Genomic DNA, 19,609 nt, shown 5'->3' with positions numbered 1-19,609 from the left:
TTCAGCGGCTGGCCGCCAGTATCTTCTCGATAAAACGGTGCGCCTGCAGCGCATCGTGACCGGAGACGCGCAATGTCTCTTCACCGGTGATCGAACCGATAAAATTGCCGATCAGGGCGCGGTGCATCTCATGCCCGAAGGCCATCGGATCGACGCCCGTGCCGATCGACTGCTCGCCCCCCACCTTTGCCACCGTGCCGTCCATGAACGCTGCTTCCAGCGTGTCGCCGGAAAGGGTGGCCGTGCCGTGCGTGCCGATCAGTTCGATCCGGTCTGGCAGGCCGGGATAGGCCGAGGTCGTGGCGTTCAGCGTGCCGATCGCGCCGCTTTCGAAGGAGAGGCAGGCCGCGACCAGATCCTCTGTCTCCATCTGGTGGATGGGCGTGGTGCGAACGAAGGAGGAAACATCCTTGGGCGCGCCGGCATAACTCAGGAGAAGGTCGATCGTGTGGATCGCCTGGGTGAGCAGGACGCCGCCGCCGTCACGCGCCCTCGTTCCCCTGCCCTCGACATCGTAATAGCTTTGCGGCCGCCAGTTGCGAATGGCAGCGGATGCGCCGACCAGCGAACCGAGGCGGCCGGTGACGACCAGAAGATCGAGCGCGAGTGCGGCCGGGCGAAACCGGTTCTGCAGCACGACGCCCAATTTCACATTCGCCTTCTCAGCCGCAGCCACAATAGCCTCGGCCCGTTGAAGGCTGATATCCAATGGCTTTTCCAGGAGAATGTGTTTTCCTGCCGCTGCGGCACGCTCGACAAGCTCCAAATGGCTGCTTGGAGGTGTGAGGATCAGCACGGCATCGATATCCGGATCGTCGAAAATAGCGTCGAGACTGTCGATAACCGGGATCGGGTATTGTGCGGCGAAAGCCTCGCGACGTGCCGCTGTCGGGCTGTAGGCTGCAACGCATTCGACCTGATCGGCGAGATCGATCAAGGCTCGGGCGTGGTGGCCTGCCGCCATGCCAAGACCAATCATCGCCACCTGTAGTTTTGCCATGTCGTATTCCTCCCGATATGCAGCGTCCAAGACTTAACCGGATCGTCGCTGCTTTGCGATGCCGGAAGATCCGTCAGTGACATCGTCCTGGCGTGACGAATGGACGCCTTTCATAAACTGCTGCGAAACCGAGCAGGAAAGCGCTCTCGGATCAATCCCTGATTGCTGTTTATCTTCAACATCTTCGGCACCGAAGGAAATGGCAAGGCCGCGCGGGCGGAGATGATTGCTGCAATTTTATCGGAACCAGCCATGCGGGCTTGCAGTTAGTCGAGGACTTCGTGGATCCGATCACGTGCCCCCAACCATCAAATGCAAGGCAGGACCGATGAACACGCGCCCTCAATTTGCATCCCGTATTCCGCTGACCGCTCTGCCACCACAAATCTATTATGTGCATCCGCTTGCGCTCAATGGGATGGATGCGTGGGAAGAGGTTTTTGCTCATGCCCGCGCCCTGGGCTTCGACACGATCCTGTCAGGCCCACTGTTTCATAGCGCAAGTGGTGCAAGCATCTTTACGACATCTGACTTCGATCGTCTGGCCCCCTCTCTCGGGCTTGGCTCGAATTCGTTGGAGGCGATTACCGCACTTACGCATTCCGCGCACGAATGCGAGCTGAAATTCATGCTCGATCTGGTTATCGATCAGGTCGCGGCAGACCGCTACGCCTCTCCATCGGCTGCCTCCGATCCACGCCTGAAGCCGCATCAGATGGGCGCGCATAGGATCGATTTTACCGCGCAGCCCCGACATGTCGAAGAATGGAAGGAACGGCTGGTGTCTCTGACCGAGGCCGGTGTCGCGGGTTTCCGCTGTATCGGCGTCGGTAGCGTTGCCCCGAAAGTATGGCATGATCTGGTCGCTCATACTCGCCGGTCCAGGCCCGAGACGATCTTCATTGCCTGGACGCCGGGAAGCTCGTTTGCCGACCGCAAGGCACTGAAGGGCAGCGGATTCGACGGCAGCTTTTCATCGCTCGCATGGTGGGACATGGAAGAGCGATGGATCATGGACGAATACCAGATCCAGCGTGATCTCGGTTACCAGATCGCTTTTCCCGAAGCGCCTTTCGGAAGACGCATCGCCCATGGCACGGATGGTTGCGAGGTACTGAAGCGCAAGGCCGTGCGGGCGCTGAAGCTCGCTTCGACCTTCACCAGCGGGCTGATGATCCCGATGGGGTTCGAATATGGCGTTTCCCTGCCGCTTGATCCGCTCCATGGCGACGGATCAGGGCTGCGGGGTTTGAAAGACCAGGGTTCCTACGATCTTTCCGCCGAGATCCGCGACATCAACGGTGCGACCAACAAAACGACCGCCGGTTTTGCCCGGCGCCCGCTGACGCTCGTTTCCGCTAGCCAGGGTCCCGTTGTCGGACTGTTCCAGACGGATGAAGAGGACAGCCGCGCGTCAGAAAAGATGCGCGTGGTGCTTCTGAATCGCGACCTGCGCAAAACTGCTCCCGCACCGTTCAACGTGTTGCGCGAGGCCGCCTCACCCTTCCTGCCCCTGGTAGCACCGGAGGACGGGACAGAGGTTTTTGATGCGAAACTGAAGCTCAGGCCCGGAGAAATCCGCATCTTCGAGGGTTATGTTTCCGAACCGATCGTCGATGCCGTACCGGTTCCCAGAGCCGAAGCGGCTGCAGCCTCCCCACGGCTGGCGATCGAGAAGATCACACCTGCGGTCGATGAGGGCCGCTTTGTCGTCAAGCGCGTGGTGGGCGAGGTCCTGAAGGTCGAGGCCGACATTTTTGGCGATGGGCATGATCCGCTGTCGGCCGCCCTGCTTTATCGCTGCGCCGATGACGAGGATTGGCAGGAAGTGCCTATGCAGCTCGTTCTCAACGACCGCTGGCAGGCGGAATTTCCGCTGAAACGCATGGGGCGGCACGAGTTTGCCGTGGAAGGCTGGAAGAACCCGTTCCAGATCTTTCGCTACGAGTTCACCAAGAAACATGAGGCCGGCCTGGATCTGCGGCTAGAAATTCAGGAGGGTATCAATCTGGTACTCGATGCGCTGGATCATGCCGCCGGCAATTTGAAACCCCAACTGCAAAAGCTGTTCGACCGGCTGACGGCAGAACAGGACAAGCAGCGAACGCAGACCCTGCTTCTGCCGGAAACCGCCGAGCTGATGGCAAAAGCCGACCGTCGACCACACCGGGTTCGCTCGCAAGCGATACCCGTCGATGCGGAACGGACCGCGGCAAGCTTTGCCAGCTGGTACCAGATCTTTCCGCGCTCGCAGAGCGGCGATCCGGGCCGCCATGGCACATTCGATGACGTGATCGCCCGGCTGCCCGCCATTCGCGAGATGGGCTTCGACGTGCTCTATTTTCCACCTATCCACCCGATCGGCAAAACCAACCGCAAGGGCAAGAACAATACGCTCACGCCCGCACCGGACGATCCGGGAAGTCCTTACGCAATCGGCTCGCCGGATGGCGGGCATGACGAGATCCATCCCGAACTCGGCACGTTCGACGACTTCCGTCGACTGGTGGATGCAGCCGCCGATCATGGGCTTGAGATTGCCCTCGACCTCGCCATCCAGGCCTCGCCGGATCACCCGTGGCTGAAATCACATCCGGGCTGGTTCGACTGGCGGCCGGACGGGACGATCCGCTATGCGGAAAATCCGCCGAAGCGATACGAAGACATCGTCAATGTCGATTTCTACGCGAAAGAGGCAGTTCCCTCGCTCTGGATCGAACTGCGCGACGTGGTGCAGAAATGGGTCGACAACGGCGTCAAGCTGTTCCGCGTCGACAACCCGCACACCAAACCGTTTCCCTTCTGGGAATGGATGATCGCCGATATCCGCTCGCGGCATCCGGAAGTCGTGTTCCTGTCGGAAGCGTTTACCAAGCCGAAGGTGATGTACCGGCTCGCCAAGGTCGGGTTCTCGCAGTCCTATACCTATTTCACCTGGCGTAACGCCAAGTGGGAACTTGAAGAATACATGCGCGAGATCACCACTCAAGAGCCGAAAGAGTTCTTCCGGCCGCATTTCTTCGTCAACACCCACGACATCAATCCGGATTTCCTGCAGAACGCGCCGCGCCCTGCCTATCTGATCCGGGCTGCCCTTGCCGCCACGCTGTCCGGTCTGTGGGGCGTCTATAACGGCTTCGAGCTTTGCGAAGGCCGGCCGGATGCCAAACGCAAGGAATATGCGGATTCGGAAAAATACGAAATCCGCGCCTGGGATTACGACAGGCCCGGCAATATCAAGGGCGAGATCGCGCTCCTGAACCGCATCCGCCGCGAAAACCCGGCGCTGCATTCGCATCTCGGCCTGCAGCTTCTGACCGCGTGGAACGACCATATCATGTTCTTCGAAAAGGCCAGTGCAGGACGCGAGAACGTGCTGCTCATCGCCGTCAATCTCGACCCCTACAATGCGCATGAGGCGGATGTCGAAATTCCGCTCTGGTCGTGGAACAAGCCCGACCACGCTTCGCTTCAACTGGAAGACCTGATCGCCGGCAACCGGTTCACCTGGACTGGAAAGATCCAGCGCCTGCGGCTCGACCCGCAGGCAGGACTGCCGTTCGCCATCTGGCGTGTCAGATAAGGGAGGAATGCGCCGTGGATTTCATGACCAACAGCCTTTCAGAGGCGACCAGCCAGAACCAGCAGCAGAATGACGATCCGCTATGGTACAAGGACGCGATCATCTACCAGCTGCATGTGAAGTCGTTTCACGACACGAACGGCGACGGAATAGGCGACTTCAAGGGGCTGACCGAAAAGCTCGATCACATCGCCTCGCTCGGCGCAAATGCGATCTGGCTCCTGCCCTTCTTTCCCTCGCCGCGCCGCGACGATGGTTATGACATCGCAGACTACGGCAATGTCAGCCCCGACTATGGCACGATGGAGGATTTTCGTGCGTTTGTCGAAGCCGCACACGAGCGTGGAATCCGGGTCATCATCGAGCTCGTCATCAACCACACGTCGGATCAGCATCCCTGGTTCCAGCGGGCGCGACATTCGCCGGCGGGTTCGCCGGAACGGGATTTCTATGTCTGGTCCGATACTGACCAGAAATTCCCCGAAACCCGGATCATCTTTCTCGATACGGAAAAGTCGAACTGGACCTGGGATCCGGTAGCCGGCGCGTATTACTGGCATCGGTTTTATTCGCATCAGCCGGATCTCAACTTCGACAATCCGGCCGTGCTGGAAGAGCTTCTGCAGGTGATGCGTTATTGGGCCGATACCGGGATCGACGGATTTCGGCTGGACGCGATCCCCTATCTGATCGAGCGCGAGGGCACGAATAACGAGAACCTGCCCGAAACGCATGACATCCTGAAGCGCATTCGTGCGGCACTCGATGAGAGCCATCCCGGGAAAATGCTGCTCGCCGAAGCCAACCAGTGGCCAGAGGATACGCGCGAATATTTCGGTGACGGCGACGAATGCAACATGGCGTTTCATTTTCCGCTGATGCCGCGCATGTACATGGCCATTGCCAAGGAAGATCGGTTCCCGATTACCGACATCATGCGCCAGACGCCGGAAATTCCGGAAAACTGCCAATGGGCGATTTTCCTCAGGAACCATGATGAATTGACGCTGGAAATGGTGACCGACGAGGAGCGCGATTACCTCTGGAACACCTATGCCGCAGACCGTCGCGCCCGCATCAATCTCGGTATCCGCCGGCGCCTCGCACCGCTGATGGAACGTGACCGGCGGCGGATCGAACTGATGAATGCGCTGCTCCTGTCCATGCCCGGTACGCCGGTCATCTATTATGGTGACGAAATCGGCATGGGCGACAATATTTATCTCGGCGATCGCGACGGCGTGCGCACCCCGATGCAATGGTCGCCGGACCGCAATGGCGGGTTTTCCAAGGGCGATCCTGCCCGTCTCGTGCTGCCACCGGTCATGGACCCGCTCTACGGCTATGAGGCGGTGAATGTCGAGGCGCAAGGGGCTGACGCCCATTCGCTGCTCAACTGGACCCGGCGCATGCTGGCGCTGCGCAACCGGCACCCGGCTTTCGGCCGTGGTTCGCTTCGGTTCCTGACGCCGGGCAACCGCAAGATCATGGCCTATCTGCGTGAGCATGCCGGCGAGACGATCCTCTGCGTCGCCAATCTTTCGCGACTGCCCCAGGCCGTGGAGCTGGATCTAGCGCAGTTCGAGGGCTCGGTGCCGATCGAGCTCACCGGCATGTCACCCTTCCCGCCGATCGGGCAATTGACCTATCTGCTGACGCTTCCGCCCTATGGTTTTTTCTGGTTCCAGCTGTCGCCCGAATCCGATGGGCCGAGCTGGCGCAAGGCGCCGCCGGAACAGGTGCAGGATATGGTGACCATGGTGGTGCGCCGCGACCTGCAGGAACTGGTCGACCAGCCAAAGCTGGTAGACACGATGTCAAACGAGGTGCTGCCGGGTTATCTCACCATGCGGCGCTGGTTCGGCGCGAAGGGCGAGATCCTGAACCACGCGGCGCTCATCTCGGCAACGCCCCTGCCCTTTGCCAACAACATCCTTCTCGGCGAACTGGAAGCCGATATCGCCGGCCGCATGGACAGCTATCTCCTGCCGCTGGCAGTATCCTGGGACGACAGTTTTCCGACCGCGCTTGCCCAGCAGCTTGCCATGGCGCGGTTGAGACAAGGGCGTCGCGTCGGCTTCCTGACCGATGGCTTTGCAAATGAAAGTTTTGCACGCGCCATCCTGCGCGGCCTGTCGGAGCGCGCCGTGATTACCGGTCGCACCGGGGCTCTCGAATTCATCGGCACCGATCATCTTGATAAACTGGAGATCAGCGACGAACTGCCGGTGCATTGGCTTTCCGCCGAACAGTCCAATAGTTCACTGATCGTCGGCGATCTGGCGATGGTCAAGCTGATCCGCCATATCTTTCCGGGGATCCATCCGGAGGTGGAGATGACGCGGCACCTCACCAAGGTGGGGTACCGGAACACGGCACAGCTTCTCGGCGAAGTCGCCCGCACCGGGCCGGACGGCACGCGCCACACGCTGATCATTGTACAGAAGGCAATCCGCAACCAGGGTGATGCGTGGAACTGGATGCTCGGAAATCTGCGCCGCTCGATCGACGAGATCGTCGTCACCGGACTGGAGAACGAAACCGCCGACGAGCATTTCAAACCGCTGGTGGATTTCGCCGCCACAATAGGAACACGGCTTGGCGAGCTGCATGTGGCGCTGGCGGAAAATACCGATGACGAAGCCTTCAAGCCGGAATGGGGCACGAAGGACGACGTCGCCGCAGCCCGCCGTGCAGTGGCCGAACAGATCGGCCAGAGCCTTGCCATTCTGGAGGGCACCCTGCCGGGATTGGAGGGCGAGATGGCCGAGATCGCGCGGTCGCTGATCGCGCGGCGCGACGAACTGACTGCACTGGCCGGCCGCCTGACGGAAGCGACCGGCGGCACCTTGAAGACCCGCCACCACGGCGATTTCCATCTCGGCCAGATCCTGGTTGCCGAAAGCGATGCCTATATCATCGACTTCGAGGGCGAGCCGACCAAGACGCTTGGCGAACGCAGGGCAAAGACCAATCCGCTGCGCGACGTGGCAGGCCTTTTGCGTTCACTCAGCTATCTCGCCGCTGCGGCCGACATGGATCGCGAAGTGGTGAGCGAGGTCGACGATATCCGCCACCGCCAGCTGATCACCCGCTTCATCGAACTGGCCGAACCGGCATTCCTGAGCGCCTATTTCACCGCAGTCGAGAAATCCGATGCGCTTGTTCAATCCAACGAAAATCGAGACCGGGTGCTCGACCTCTTCCTTTTGGAAAAGGCCGCTTACGAAGTCGCCTATGAGGTTCGCAGCCGACCGCACTGGCTGCCCCTTCCGCTTGCCGGTTTTTCGGCGATCGCCTCACGACTACTGGAGACTGACCGATGAGATATGAACGCGCAGAGCTGATGACCGGCATGGTGCAGGAAGGCCTACAGGCACTTGCCGAAGGGCGTCACGGAGATCCGTTCTCCATGCTCGGGCAGCATCAATATGGTGACCTCACCGTCGTCAGGACACTCTTGCCCGGCGCTCTGTCTGTGTCGGTGATCGAAAGCGATACCGGACGGGTGATGGCAGAGCTCGAACCGATCCATGACGTCGGCATTTTCGCCGGTCTTGTCGGCGGCCCGGCACCTTACCGTCTGCGGATTGAATGGCCGGACGCGGTTCAGGAGACCGAAGACCCTTATTCATTTTCACCGCTGCTCGGCGAACTGGATCTGCATCTGATCAGCCAGGGCACCCATTACGAACTCGGCCGCACGCTCGGGGCCATCCCGATGGAGATCGACGGCGTTTCAGGCGTGCGCTTTTCCGTCTGGGCGCCGAATGCGCAGCGGGTTTCCGTGGTCGGTGATTTCAACGCCTGGGACGGGCGGCGCAACCCGATGCGGCTTCGCCCACAGGCGGGGATATGGGAACTGTTCATTCCGCGGCTGACGCATGGCGAGCGCTACAAGTTCGAGCTGCTCGACAGCCACGGCCACCTCTCGCCGCAACGCGCCGACCCGGTGGCGCGGTCAGCGGAAGCGGCCCCATCAACCGCATCTATCGTCGCCTCGTCGCGACCGTTTCGCTGGCATGATGCGGACTGGATGGAACGGCAGGCACAGGATCGCAGCCGCGATGGCGCGATGTCAGTCTATGAAGTGCATCTCGGTTCCTGGGTGCGGATTTCCGAAGAGGGCAACCGCTCGCTGGACTGGGTAGAGCTCAGCCAGCGACTTATCCCCTATGCGCAATCGCTTGGGTTCACCCATATCGAGATGCTGCCGATCATGGAGCATCCGTTCGGCGGTTCATGGGGTTACCAGCCGCTTGGCCTGTTCGCACCGACCGGGCGTCATGGCACGCCCGAGGACTTCGCCTATTTCGTCGACCGCTGCCATCAGTCAGGCATCGGCGTCATTCTCGACTGGGTGCCGGCGCATTTCCCGACCGATGTCTGGGGTCTTGCCCGTTTCGACGGGACCGCACTTTATGAACATTCCGATCCTCGCGAGGGCTTTCACAAAGACTGGAACACGCTGATCTACAATCTTGGCCGCAACGAAGTGAAAGGGTTCCTGATCGCCTCGGCGCTCGAATGGCTTGAGCACTTCCATGTCGATGCATTGCGCGTCGATGCAGTCGCCTCGATGCTTTACCGCGACTATAGCCGCAACGAGGGTGAATGGATCCCGAACCAGTATGGCGGGCGAGAGAACCTTGAATCCGTCGAGTTCTTCAAACATCTGAACAGCATCATCCACGAGCGCTGCCCACACGCCTTTACCGTTGCGGAAGAATCCACCGCATGGCCTGGCGTGACCAAGAAACCGGAAGACGGCGGGCTGGGCTTCGATTTCAAGTGGAATATGGGGTGGATGCACGACACTCTGCATTATGTCTCGGACGACCCGGTCTATCGCAAGTATGAACATGGCGGCATGACCTTCGGGATGATCTATGCCTATTCCGAGCGTTTCATGCTGCCGATTTCCCATGACGAAGTGGTACATGGCAAAGGCTCGATGCTTGGCAAGATGCCGGGCGACCGGTGGCAGAAGATTGCCAACCTGCGCGCCTATTACGGCTTCATGTGGGGACATCCGGGCAAGAAGCTGCTTTTCATGGGCAGCGAGATAGGTCAGGAAAGCGAATGGGACCATGACGCTTCGGTCGTCTGGGATCTCCTCGACCGGCCGGAGCATGCCGGTATCCAGTTCCTCATTCGCGACCTCAACCGGCTTTATGCGACCGAGACGGCGCTGCAGTTCAGCGACCTGCATCCAGAGGGATTTGAATGGGCCGTGGCGGATGACGCGGAAAACTCCGTCTATGGCATGCTTCGCTCATCACAGGACCGTTCATCACATATGCTGGTCATGTCGAACATGACGCCAGTGCCGCGCTACGGCTACCGTGTGGGGGTGCCGGAAGACGGCCGCTGGGAGGTGGTCCTCAACACCGATGCAGCAATCTATGGCGGCTCGAATTTCGGCCAGATGGATGCCTGGGGACAACGCTCACCGCAGCACGACAAGCCATACTCGATCGCGCTTGACCTCCCGCCACTTTCGACGGTGTTTCTGAGGTGGCGGAGGTAATCACTATTCTCGCCAAACGGGCTGATAAATAACCTTTTCGACACCGGCAAACCTGCCCACCCGCTGCAGCTCCGCATCAAGCTTTTCCAGTCGTCCGGCCGATGCCCGCACGCCCTTTTCGAGCCAAAGGCGCTTGACGTCGAGCACGCCCGCCTTGCGGTCGGCCTTCATATCGATGCGGCCGATCATCCGGTCGCCTTCCAGAAGCGGGAAAACATAATAACCGTATTGCCGTTTCGGCTCGGGCACGAAAACCTCGATACGGTAGAAGAAATTGAACAGGCGCTCGGCGCGGTCACGGTTGCGCAGCAGCGGATCGAACGGGCTCAGCACCCGGATGCGAGCCGGTGGATCGGGAATGTCGCCGAGGTGATCGGGAAACCCGAGAAGTGCGTAGGAAGCGCGCGGACGGCTGCCGTCAGCGGCTTCGATCACCACTTCGGTCAGTTCGTCGCGGTGGCTTGCCACCCAGGCCTTCGCCTCCTCCGGCGTGACGATATCCCAGAAGGCGGCGAGTTCACCGGATGTGGCAAAACCGAGCTTTTTCATCGCGCTGCGGCAGGCCCAGTCGACGAATTCATCATGATCGACTTCAGGTTCGTGATGATGGGTGGCAATGACGCGTTCGGTGAGATCATAGACCTTTTGAAAGTTGACCCGCCCTGCGATCGCCAGCTTGCCGGTGTGCCAGTAATATTCGAGCGCCGTCTTGTTCGGATGCCAATTCCACCAGCCGCCGGACTTGTGGTCCTCCACCTTCATATCGCGGGACATGATGGCCCCGTTTTCGGCGATATGCCGGAATGTGTCGTCGAAAGCGGAATCGAAGCCCTCGCCATGCCATTTGCGCCAGCGCTCCGCGAGGATAGGTTCACGGCGACGAAAGCGGTGTTTCCAATAGCGGAAAAGCCTCGACGGGATGATCGAGGCGTCGTGGGTCCAGTGCTCGAAAAGCTCGCCATCCTTTTCGAGAAGCGCGGTCAGATGCTCCCGTCGATAGGTCTGGTTACGGGAAAACAGGATCATGTGATGCGCGCGTTCGACGGTGGCGATACTATCCACCTGGACGAAGCCGAGATCGTCGATCAGTTGCAAGAGCCCGGCCTTGGCCAGCGCGCGACCGGGCGGAGCGCAAAGCTGCTGCCGTTCCAGGAAGATCCGTCGTGCCTGCTCGTTGTCGATCAAAATAGCCATGGCGGGAGACTATGGGCTTCATGCAACCTTTGCAATGTTCTTTTTTTGTTCCGAATTCCTTTGTTGCCGATGGCGGTTTATAGACGCGAGAGGATTTTGAGGATCAGGTTTGGATATCCACTTTGAAAAGGTCGAGGTTCGCTTCGACGGCCGCACCGTCATCCATCCGCTCGACCTGACGATAAGCGGGCGGCGGGTCGGCATTATCGGGCTGAACGGCTCCGGCAAGACCACGCTTGCGCGAATGATCAACGGGCTGGTCAAGCCATCGTCCGGCCAGGTCACGGTCAACGGTTTCGATACGGTGACAAACGAAGACGAAGCGCGCGGACAAAGCGGATTCATTTTCCAGAACCCGCAGAACCAGATCATCCTGCCGCTGCTCCGCGAAGATATCGCGCTCGGCCTCAAGTCACGCAAACTGCCGAAGCCGGAGGTGACGGCGGCGGTCGATGCCATACTCGACCGTTTCGGTATAAGACATCTCGGAGACCGGCGCGCGCACGAGCTTTCCGGCGGAGAGTTGCAGCTTGCAGCGCTGGCCTCGGTGCTGGTTACCGAGCCAAAAATTCTGGTGATGGACGAGCCCACCAACCAGCTCGACCTGAAGAACCGCAATCTGGTGGAAAAGACGATCCACACACTGCCGGAAGACGTGATCGTCATCAGCCATGATCTCGATCTGGTGGCCGGTCTGGACCGCGTGCTGCTGGTTCATGAAGGACGCATCGCTACCGATGGCAAGCCGGGCGAGGTCATCGGCCAGTACAGGGCGATGCACGGAGCGACAGCCTGATGCGCTCGCTGCATATCAATGGCGACAGCGTTCTGCACCGGCTTCCGGCGGCTGTGAAGCTGGCGGCGCTGGCCGTCATCAGCCTCGTTCTCTTCATGATCGACAATGCAGGATTTCTTGCCAGTGCAGCGCTTGCAGGCCTTGCCGGCCACGCGCTGCTGCGGATCAGCGCTGCGGAAATCTGGCGCCGGATGCGCCCGTTTGCACTGATCGTTGTCGCCGTTGCGCTGTTTACGGTGACTTTCAATGGCACGGCCGAAGGACTGACCGCGTTTTTCCGGCTGGCGGCGCTGGCGCTTTTCGCCAGCCTTGTCACCGCAACGACGACGACCGGCGATTTCATCGACGTGATTACCAGGGCTGCGATGCCGCTGGAGCGGCTGGGCATTCTGAAAGCGCGGGATGTCGGGCTTTCGATCGGGCTAGTCATCCGTTTCGTGCCGGAAATCCTCAGCCGCTACGAGGTCATCCGGGACGCACATTACGCCCGTGGATTGAAGCCGCGCCCGGTGTCGCTCATCGTTCCGCTGATCATTACAACGCTCCAAAGCGCGGACGAGATTGCAGCCGCCATTGACGCCCGCGGCATCCGCAGTCAGAAGTGACGGATTGTCAGTCTCAAGGAACCCCAAACCATGGCAACCCGCGACCTCGTTCTTTCAGCGCTCTTTGCCGCCATCATCGTGGCTCTCGGCCTCGTTCCGCCGATCATGCTCGGCTTCATTCCGGTTCCGATCACCGCCCAGTCGCTCGGCGTGATGCTGGCAGGCGTCGTGCTCGGCGCCAAGCGCGGCACGATTTCGGTGCTGCTTGTGCTGGTGCTTGCAGCGATCGGGCTTCCGGTTCTCTCCGGCGGCCGTGGCGGCCTTGCCGTATTCATGGCGCCGACCACCGGTTATCTGATTGGCTGGGTGTTCGCCGCCCTCACCACCGGCTACCTGTCGCAGCTTCTCGTCAGCCACAGCCAGGCCGGCTTCGTGCAAACGGTCAATTTCTTCGTCGCGGCGCTGTTCGGCGGTGTGATCGTTCTTTATATCTGCGGCATCAGCTATCTGGCTTTGGTCACCGGCCTCGGCTTCTCCAAGGCATTCATGGGTTCGCTCGCCTTCATTCCGGGCGACGTGCTGAAAGCCGTGATCGCAGCCCTTGCCGGCCGCGCCGTCATGGTTGGCTACCCGCTCCTGCCCCAGAGGGCCTGAGCCTGAGCATAAGGCTCAATCGAGAAACGAATAAAGCCAGTCGCGCAGGTCTTCCGGAAGCGCGACCGGGCTGCCGCCCTTCCCGTCTGTTGCGACCCAGACAATCTCGACTTCGGCGACGGCCTCTTCGCCACGGGTCATGCGCACAAGGAAACCGGCCGATTTTCCGCCGATCTTGCTGACACCGACATGGGTGTGGACGATATCTCCGACGGCAAGCGGCACATGGAATGTCCCGGCAACCTTGCCGGTGATGAAGAACGGGTCATCGTCCTTAGCCTTGCGGCGACGCCAGAAGGCGGCAACCGCTTCCTCGGCGCGGTCGATATAGACCGAACGGAACATCTGGCCATTCATGTCGACGTCGCGGAAGGCAACGCGAAAATCCGACGCCTTGATCGTATCCTTGGCCACGCACACCTCTGAACAGCCATTTCCCCAACACTATTCTTTCCGGCCAAACCGGCCCGAGGGCAAGGGCTGCTGCTTGAAAAAATGCGGCGAATGCGCCATGTCGTGGGCAACAGACCGTCGGGGACACGTTTCATGACCACCCGCCTTTACGAACACCAGATCTTTCTCGAACATCCTGCACCCGAAGGCCACCCGGAGCGACCCGACCGGCTGCGTTCGCTGGCGATTGCGCTCCAGCATCCGAATTTTTCCGATCTGGCACGCAAGGAAGCCCCCCAGGCCAACGAGGATGCGGTCCTGCTTGCGCATCCGGAAGAGCATCTTCGCGCCGTGATGCGCGAAATCCCGGAAGAGGACACGATCCGTCAGATCGAGGCGGATACCTATGTCGGGCCGAAAAGCCTGCAGGCGGCGCTGACCGGTATCGGCGGCGCGATGGCGGCTGTCGACGATGTGATGACGGGCAAGGTCGACAATGCCTTTGTCGCGGCCCGGCCTCCCGGCCACCATGCCGAAAAAACGAAGGCCATGGGCTTCTGTCTGTTCAACAACGCAGCAATTGCAGCGCGCCATGCCCAGCAGACCTATGGCGTCGAGCGCGTAGCGATCATCGACTGGGACGTGCATCACGGCAACGGCACGCAGGACATATTCTGGGATGACCCGTCGGTCCTGTTCTGCTCCACCCACCAGATGCCGCTCTACCCCGGCACAGGCGCCAAGAACGAGACGGGCGCGAAGAACACGGTCGTCAACGCGCCGCTTTCGCCCAATGACGGCAGCGATCATTTTCGCGATGCGTTCAAGGACCGCGTGCTTCCGCGGCTCGATGATTTTCGTCCCGATTTCATCATCATCTCGGCCGGTTTCGACGCGCATCACCGCGATCCGCTGGCGCAGATCAACCTTGTTGGCGACGATTTCGACTGGGCGACCGGACGGCTAATGGAAATTGCTGGGAAATACGCCAACAACCGGGTCGTCAGCCTGCTTGAGGGTGGTTATGATCTGGAAGGGCTGGCAGAATCCGCCGGCATGCATATCGTAAGACTGATGAGAGGATGAAGGACATGACCGAAACCACCGATACGATCGATGTAAGCGGCTATTCCTTCGAAAAGGCTGTTGCCGAACTCGAAAGCATCGTTGCGCGGCTGGAACGCGGCGACGTGGCGCTGGACGAGTCCATCGCCATTTATGAGCGCGGCGAAGCGCTGAAGAAACATTGCGAGAAGCTGCTCAACGCGGCCGAAAACCGGATCGAGAAGATCCGCCTCGACCGCGCCGGAAAGGTGCAGGGCGTCGAGCCGCTCGACGGGGAATAAGGCTCCGCGCTCAGGCGGGTACGTCGGGAGACGCTCCGCCGTATGACTGCATGCGTGCCTCCGATAGTAGATGCCGCAATACAGGATGCCATGAGCAAGAAACCAAAAATCCGGGCCAAACCGCCTTACCTGCGCAGCATTTCCATAAAAGGCACTTGGACGGACTTCGAAGCCTATCCCTATTCCCTGCCGCTTTTGCAGGGCGGGGATTTCTCCCTTCGGTTCGACCACCCGATTACGATCATCGTGGGCGAAAACGGCATCGGCAAATCCACCCTTCTGGAGGGCATTGCCGTGCTGGCAGGTTTCGATGACGCGGGCGGCGGAAGCGGTTATCGTCCCGTCGACCACTCGATGGCGATGGAAACACCCGGCGGCATCCTATCCAAATGCCTTGTCGGCGGGTGGTTGCCGAAAGTTTCTGCAGGGTGGTTCTTCAAGGCAGAGACGTTCTTCTCCGTCGCCCGTTATCTCGATCAGGCCGCCAGGGAAAGCAATGAGATGGGGCCGGATTTTCTATCCTATTCCCACGGCGAGGGGTTTCTGCGTTTCTTCCATGAACGCTGCCGGCGACGCGGCATCTTCATCCTCGACGAACCGGAATCGGCACTTTCTCCCAGACGTCAGATCGAGCTGATGAGAATATTGCGCGAAGCGGAACATGCCGGTGAAGCGCAGTTCATCATCGCCACCCATTCGCCACTGATCATGGCCTATCCCGGCGCGCGGCTTTTGCGCATGACGAAGGACGGGCTGTCGGAAACCGATTTCCGCGAAACCGACCATTTTGCGCTGATGAAGGAGTTCACCTCCGATCCGGAAACTTTCGTCGCCGAAATATTTCCGCCATCCGAAAGCGATGAGCAGATGGACCTTTATTCGCAAGACCCACCCCCATATTGAGTTTGGCGGAACAGCTGCCCGCCCCTGTTGCCTCTTGGTTGTCCACCCGGGGGCGAACGCGCTAGGATGAACCGAAAGACGGAGATTGCTGGATGTCCTTTTTCCCCGGAACAGACCCCGCCCCCGGCGATGCCTTTGCCTGTGATGCGATAGAGAACCTGATCATCCCGCGGTCTTCCGATATCGGCGGATTTTCGGTGAGGCGCGCATTGCCGAGCCGGCAGCGGCGGCTGGTCGGGCCGTTCATCTTCTTCGACCGCATGGGACCGGCCATCCTCAAGCCCGACGAAGCGCTGGATGTGAAGCCGCATCCGCATATCGGGCTGTCGACCGTGACTTATCTGTTCGACGGCGAGATCAAGCATCGCGACAGTCTGGGCACCGAACTCGTCATCAAGCCGGGCGACATCAACCTGATGACGGCGGGGCGCGGCATTACGCATTCGGAGCGGACGCCGGAGAACCTGCGCGGACACCCGCTGTCGATGTCCGGGCTGCAGACATGGCTCGCTTTGCCGGACAACAAGGAAGAGATCGACCCCGCCTTTGCCCATACCGGCCGGGAGGTGATGCCCGAAATCGAATGGGACGGCGCGCATGGGCGCGTGGTGATCGGTGCATTCGAGGGACTTTCCTCGCCGGTTTCGACCTTTACCGACACGCTTTATGTCGACCTACGGCTCGAGACTGGCAAGAGCTTTCCTTTCGGCGCGGGCCATGAGGAGCGCGCGCTTTACATCCTTGCAGGCGAGCTGGAGATCGCCGGTGACCGGTTCGCAGCCGATCAGCTGCTGGTGTTTCGTGCCGGTGACGAGATCACGCTTCGGGCCGGGCCGCTCGGCTGTCATGTCATGCTGTTCGGAGGTGCGGCACTCAATTCGAAACGTTATATCTGGTGGAACTTCGTGTCGTCCTCGAAGGAACGGATCGAAAAAGCCAAGGAAGAGTGGCGAACGGGCCGTTTCGACATCGTTCCGGGCGACGAGGAAGAGTTCGTTCCTTTGCCCTCGCCATAGGCTTTCCGCTTGCCCGGCAGCTAAAATCGATTAGAACCGGATGTTCGTAAAACTTGAAAAATGCCGTTTTCTGCTCATCTTCTGAGACGAAACGCCTTCCAAGAAAACAAGAAGAGAAAGCCAGCTTCCGTGACTTCCCTGCCCGCGACGCCGCTGCTCGACACCGTCAAGCTCCCCGCAGATCTGAAGAAAGTCGATGACCGCGACCTGCCAAAGCTTGCCCGTGAAGTGCGCGACGAAATGATCGATGCGGTCTCGAAAACGGGTGGTCACCTGGGTGCCGGACTTGGTGTCGTCGAACTGACGATCGCCATCCACAAGGTTTTCAACACGCCCGACGACCGGCTGATCTTCGATGTCGGCCACCAGTGCTATCCGCACAAGATCCTGACCGGCCGCCGCGACCGGATCCGCACGCTGCGCCAGGAAGACGGTCTTTCCGGCTTCACCCGCCGGGCGGAAAGCGAATACGATCCCTTTGGCGCCGCGCATTCCTCCACCTCGATTTCGGCCGGTCTCGGCATGGCGGTCGGCTCAGAGCTTGCGGGCAAGAAGCGCAACGTCATCTCGATCATCGGCGACGGTTCCATGTCTGCCGGCATGGCGTTTGAAGCGCTCAACAATGCCGGCGCGCTGGACGCAAGGCTGATCGTCATTCTCAACGACAACGACATGTCGATTGCCCCGCCGACCGGCGCGATGAGCGCCTATCTGGCGCGCCTTGCCTCCGGCCGCGCCTATATGGGCGTGCGCGAAATGGGCAAGAAGCTGACCGGCTATCTCGGCCGTTCCGTCGACCGCGCGATCACCCGTGCCGTCGAACATGCACGCGGTTACGTGACCGGCGGCACGATGTTCGAGGAACTCGGCTTCTACCATATCGGCCCGATCGACGGTCATTCCTTCGACCATCTCCTGCCGGTCCTGCGCAATGTGCGCGACAATGCGCATGGCCCGGTGCTGATCCATGTCGTCACCCAGAAGGGCAAGGGTTATCCGCCGGCGGAAGCTGCGGCCGACAAATATCACGGCGTCAACAAGTTCGACGTCATCACCGGTGCGCAGGCGAAAGCCAAGCCGAATGCCCCCTCCTATACGAGCGTCTTCGGTGACGCTCTGGTACAGGAGGCAGGCTTCGACGACAAGATCGTTGGTATTACCGCGGCGATGCCGGACGGTACGGGTCTCAGCAAGCTGCAACAGGCCTATCCGTCGCGCACCTTCGATGTCGGTATTGCCGAGCAGCATGCGGTGACCTTTGCCGCCGGTCTGGCGACCGAGGGCTTCAAGCCGTTCTGCGCCATCTATTCCACCTTCCTGCAGCGTGGTTACGATCAGGTCGTGCATGACGTGGCGATCCAGGGGCTGCCGGTGCGCTTTCCGATCGACCGCGCCGGTTTCGTCGGGGCCGACGGGCCGACCCATGCCGGTTCCTTCGACACGACATTCCTCGCCACGCTGCCGAACATGGTCGTCATGGCCGCCGCCGACGAGGCGGAACTGAAACACATGGTGCGCACCGCCGTCGCCTATGACGATGGCCCGATCTCGTTCCGTTATCCGCGCGGCGAAGGCGTCGGCGTCGAACTGCCGGAGCGCGGTGAGATCCTTGAGATCGGCAAGGGCCGCATCGTCAAGGAAGGCTCCAAGGTTGCGCTTTTATCCTTCGGCACGCGGTTGAAGGACTGTCTGCTTGCTGCCGAAGATCTTGAGGCCGCCGGACTTTCGACGACGGTTGCGGATGCGCGTTTCGCCAAGCCGCTCGACCATGAGCTGATCCGCCAGCTTGCCCGCCACCACGAGGTGCTGATCACCATCGAGGAAGGCGCCGTCGGCGGTTTCGGCAGCCATGTGCTGCAGTTCATGAGCTCCGAGGGGCTGCTCGATCATGGCCTGAAGGTCCGCTCGATGGTTCTGCCGGATATCTGGATGGAACAGGCGAGCCCGGATGTGATGTATGCCAAGGCCGGTCTCGACCGCGCTGGCATCGTCAGGACCGTGTTCGGCGCGCTCGGCAAGACCGTGGTCGGCGTGGGCGCTGCAGGATAAGCCACGCCTCAGTTTCGCTGACCTTCTACCAGCATGTCGAATTCCACCACGTTGGAATAGATCGGTGTGCCGACATCCATGGCGTAATGCGACCGCAGTATCCGGCCGCTGACGGTAAATCCGATCATGCGGCCGTTCCAGGACGTCAACCTGACATCGAAACTTTCCGCTGCACTATGCCCTTTAGCAGTCAGCGTGCCGGTGATGTGGGCGCTATCCGGACCGGTTTGCTCGACACGATTGGAACTAAAGGTAATCCTGTCGTAATTGTCGGTATCGAACACGGCACTCGAACGTAGGAAGGTATCGACCCTTGCCTGGCCGGTGCTGACACTTTGCGGCTCCAGTTCGAAACTCACCACCGCCTGGCCCAAATCGCCTGCCTTCAGATTGAAATTGCCGGAGAACCTGCGAAAGCTTCCCTTGATACCGCCACCGCCGACCTGATCGACCTGAAAGCGGATATCGGATGAGCCGGTGATGGTGTAACGCCCCGCCGCTTCGGTGAGATTTGGGACGCCTGGCGCCGCGGGGGCAAGTTGCGCCGATGACGAATAGAGAACTATTGCGGTTAGAATTGATGTCCCTCGGATCATGACA

At 60.3% G+C, this 19,609-nt stretch carries 15 protein-coding genes; 11 read left to right on the top strand and 4 right to left on the bottom strand.

All coding sequences use genetic code 11. From position 1 onward, the window contains the following. Position 1 precedes the first annotated feature (1 nt). Positions 2-1,000 (bottom strand): Gfo/Idh/MocA family protein, encoded by a 999-nt coding sequence (locus tag MRBLMR1_RS16815; protein WP_148142830.1) that lies wholly within the window; start codon positions 998-1,000, stop codon positions 2-4. A 328-nt stretch (positions 1,001-1,328) separates the two neighbouring features. Here MRBLMR1_RS16815 and MRBLMR1_RS16810 point away from each other — a divergent pair, with 328 nt between their 5' ends. From MRBLMR1_RS16810 to glgB, 3 genes are read left to right on the top strand one after another with little or no spacing between them, the layout of a single operon-like run. Continuing rightward, positions 1,329-4,583: a maltotransferase domain-containing protein gene (locus MRBLMR1_RS16810; protein ID WP_148142831.1), complete on the top strand. Its 3,255-nt coding sequence runs from the start codon at positions 1,329-1,331 to the stop codon at positions 4,581-4,583. Positions 4,584-4,606: 23 nt separating this feature from the next. Then, positions 4,607-7,909 carry a maltose alpha-D-glucosyltransferase gene (treS, locus tag MRBLMR1_RS16805; RefSeq protein ID WP_148142924.1) on the top strand — a complete coding sequence of 1,101 codons (3,303 nt, stop codon included), beginning with the start codon at positions 4,607-4,609 and terminating at the stop codon, positions 7,907-7,909. Further along, positions 7,906-10,113, top strand: a complete 2,208-nt coding sequence (gene glgB / locus MRBLMR1_RS16800) for a 1,4-alpha-glucan branching protein GlgB (protein ID WP_148142832.1) — start codon at positions 7,906-7,908, stop codon at positions 10,111-10,113. Before treS ends, glgB begins: the two co-directional genes overlap by 4 nt. Positions 10,114-10,116: 3 nt before the next feature. On the opposite strand, the gene MRBLMR1_RS16795 is transcribed toward glgB, so the two are convergent. Beyond that, a complete protein-coding gene (locus tag MRBLMR1_RS16795; RefSeq protein ID WP_148142833.1) occupies positions 10,117-11,307 on the bottom strand; it encodes a winged helix-turn-helix domain-containing protein in 1,191 nt (396 codons plus the stop codon). A gap of 109 nt (positions 11,308-11,416) precedes the next feature. Between MRBLMR1_RS16795 and MRBLMR1_RS16790 the strand changes: the two genes are divergently transcribed. From MRBLMR1_RS16790 to MRBLMR1_RS16780, 3 genes are read left to right on the top strand one after another with little or no spacing between them, the layout of a single operon-like run. After that, positions 11,417-12,103 carry an energy-coupling factor ABC transporter ATP-binding protein gene (locus MRBLMR1_RS16790; protein WP_148142834.1) on the top strand — a complete coding sequence of 229 codons (687 nt, stop codon included), beginning with the start codon at positions 11,417-11,419 and terminating at the stop codon, positions 12,101-12,103. Continuing rightward, complete coding sequence (locus MRBLMR1_RS16785) at positions 12,103-12,708, top strand: CbiQ family ECF transporter T component (RefSeq protein ID WP_148142835.1); 606 nt, start codon at positions 12,103-12,105, stop codon at positions 12,706-12,708. The genes MRBLMR1_RS16790 and MRBLMR1_RS16785 overlap by 1 nt, the downstream gene beginning before the upstream one ends. 30 nt (positions 12,709-12,738) lie before the next feature. Next, positions 12,739-13,302, top strand: coding sequence for a biotin transporter BioY (locus MRBLMR1_RS16780; RefSeq protein WP_148142836.1), 564 nt, complete (start codon positions 12,739-12,741; stop codon positions 13,300-13,302). A gap of 15 nt (positions 13,303-13,317) precedes the next feature. Here the strand turns inward: MRBLMR1_RS16780 and MRBLMR1_RS16775 are convergent, their stop codons facing one another. After that, positions 13,318-13,716, bottom strand: coding sequence for a thioesterase family protein (locus tag MRBLMR1_RS16775; protein WP_148142837.1), 399 nt, complete (start codon positions 13,714-13,716; stop codon positions 13,318-13,320). Between the two features lie 132 nt (positions 13,717-13,848). On the opposite strand from MRBLMR1_RS16775, the gene MRBLMR1_RS16770 reads away from it, so the two are divergent. The 5 genes from MRBLMR1_RS16770 (at position 13,849) to dxs (ending at position 19,009) form a co-directional block, all read left to right on the top strand. Next, on the top strand, positions 13,849-14,781 hold the full coding sequence (locus tag MRBLMR1_RS16770; protein ID WP_148142838.1) for a histone deacetylase family protein: 933 nt from the start codon (positions 13,849-13,851) through the stop codon (positions 14,779-14,781). A gap of 5 nt (positions 14,782-14,786) precedes the next feature. Continuing rightward, positions 14,787-15,041: an exodeoxyribonuclease VII small subunit gene (locus tag MRBLMR1_RS16765; protein ID WP_148142839.1), complete on the top strand. Its 255-nt coding sequence runs from the start codon at positions 14,787-14,789 to the stop codon at positions 15,039-15,041. Between the two features lie 90 nt (positions 15,042-15,131). Continuing rightward, the gene (locus MRBLMR1_RS16760; protein WP_148142840.1) at positions 15,132-15,944 is read left to right on the top strand and encodes an AAA family ATPase; all 813 of its coding nucleotides are present in this window, start codon (positions 15,132-15,134) and stop codon (positions 15,942-15,944) included. A gap of 92 nt (positions 15,945-16,036) precedes the next feature. Next, complete coding sequence (locus tag MRBLMR1_RS16755; RefSeq protein ID WP_148142841.1) at positions 16,037-16,960, top strand: pirin family protein; 924 nt, start codon at positions 16,037-16,039, stop codon at positions 16,958-16,960. Between the two features lie 129 nt (positions 16,961-17,089). Further along, a complete protein-coding gene (gene dxs, locus MRBLMR1_RS16750; RefSeq protein ID WP_500065325.1) occupies positions 17,090-19,009 on the top strand; it encodes a 1-deoxy-D-xylulose-5-phosphate synthase in 1,920 nt (639 codons plus the stop codon). An 8-nt stretch (positions 19,010-19,017) separates the two neighbouring features. Here the strand turns inward: dxs and MRBLMR1_RS16745 are convergent, their stop codons facing one another. After that, positions 19,018-19,605 (bottom strand): YceI family protein, encoded by a 588-nt coding sequence (locus tag MRBLMR1_RS16745; RefSeq protein ID WP_148142843.1) that lies wholly within the window; start codon positions 19,603-19,605, stop codon positions 19,018-19,020. Positions 19,606-19,609 lie beyond the last annotated feature (4 nt).

Source organism: Neorhizobium sp. LMR1-1-1.1 (assembly GCF_040675795.1).
Lineage (GTDB): Bacteria > Pseudomonadota > Alphaproteobacteria > Rhizobiales > Rhizobiaceae > Neorhizobium > Neorhizobium cellulosilyticum.
This window is presented reverse-complemented; position numbering and strand designations above follow the sequence as displayed.

Excerpts from the sequence above, each read along its gene's own strand:
- MRBLMR1_RS16780 (WP_148142836.1), top strand. The coding sequence starts at position 12,739 with ATGGCAACCCGCGACCTCGTTCTTTCAGCGCTCTTTGCCGCCATCATC.
- MRBLMR1_RS16815 (WP_148142830.1), bottom strand. The coding sequence starts at position 1,000 with ATGGCAAAACTACAGGTGGCGATGATTGGTCTTGGCATGGCGGCAGGC.
- treS (WP_148142924.1), top strand. The coding sequence starts at position 4,607 with ATGACCAACAGCCTTTCAGAGGCGACCAGCCAGAACCAGCAGCAGAAT.
- MRBLMR1_RS16785 (WP_148142835.1), top strand. The coding sequence starts at position 12,103 with ATGCGCTCGCTGCATATCAATGGCGACAGCGTTCTGCACCGGCTTCCG.
- MRBLMR1_RS16810 (WP_148142831.1), top strand. The coding sequence starts at position 1,329 with ATGAACACGCGCCCTCAATTTGCATCCCGTATTCCGCTGACCGCTCTG.
- glgB (WP_148142832.1), top strand. The coding sequence starts at position 7,906 with ATGAGATATGAACGCGCAGAGCTGATGACCGGCATGGTGCAGGAAGGC.
- MRBLMR1_RS16755 (WP_148142841.1), top strand. The coding sequence starts at position 16,037 with ATGTCCTTTTTCCCCGGAACAGACCCCGCCCCCGGCGATGCCTTTGCC.
- MRBLMR1_RS16760 (WP_148142840.1), top strand. The coding sequence starts at position 15,132 with ATGAGCAAGAAACCAAAAATCCGGGCCAAACCGCCTTACCTGCGCAGC.
- MRBLMR1_RS16795 (WP_148142833.1), bottom strand. The coding sequence starts at position 11,307 with ATGGCTATTTTGATCGACAACGAGCAGGCACGACGGATCTTCCTGGAA.
- MRBLMR1_RS16745 (WP_148142843.1), bottom strand. The coding sequence starts at position 19,605 with ATGATCCGAGGGACATCAATTCTAACCGCAATAGTTCTCTATTCGTCA.
- MRBLMR1_RS16765 (WP_148142839.1), top strand. The coding sequence starts at position 14,787 with ATGACCGAAACCACCGATACGATCGATGTAAGCGGCTATTCCTTCGAA.
- MRBLMR1_RS16770 (WP_148142838.1), top strand. The coding sequence starts at position 13,849 with ATGACCACCCGCCTTTACGAACACCAGATCTTTCTCGAACATCCTGCA.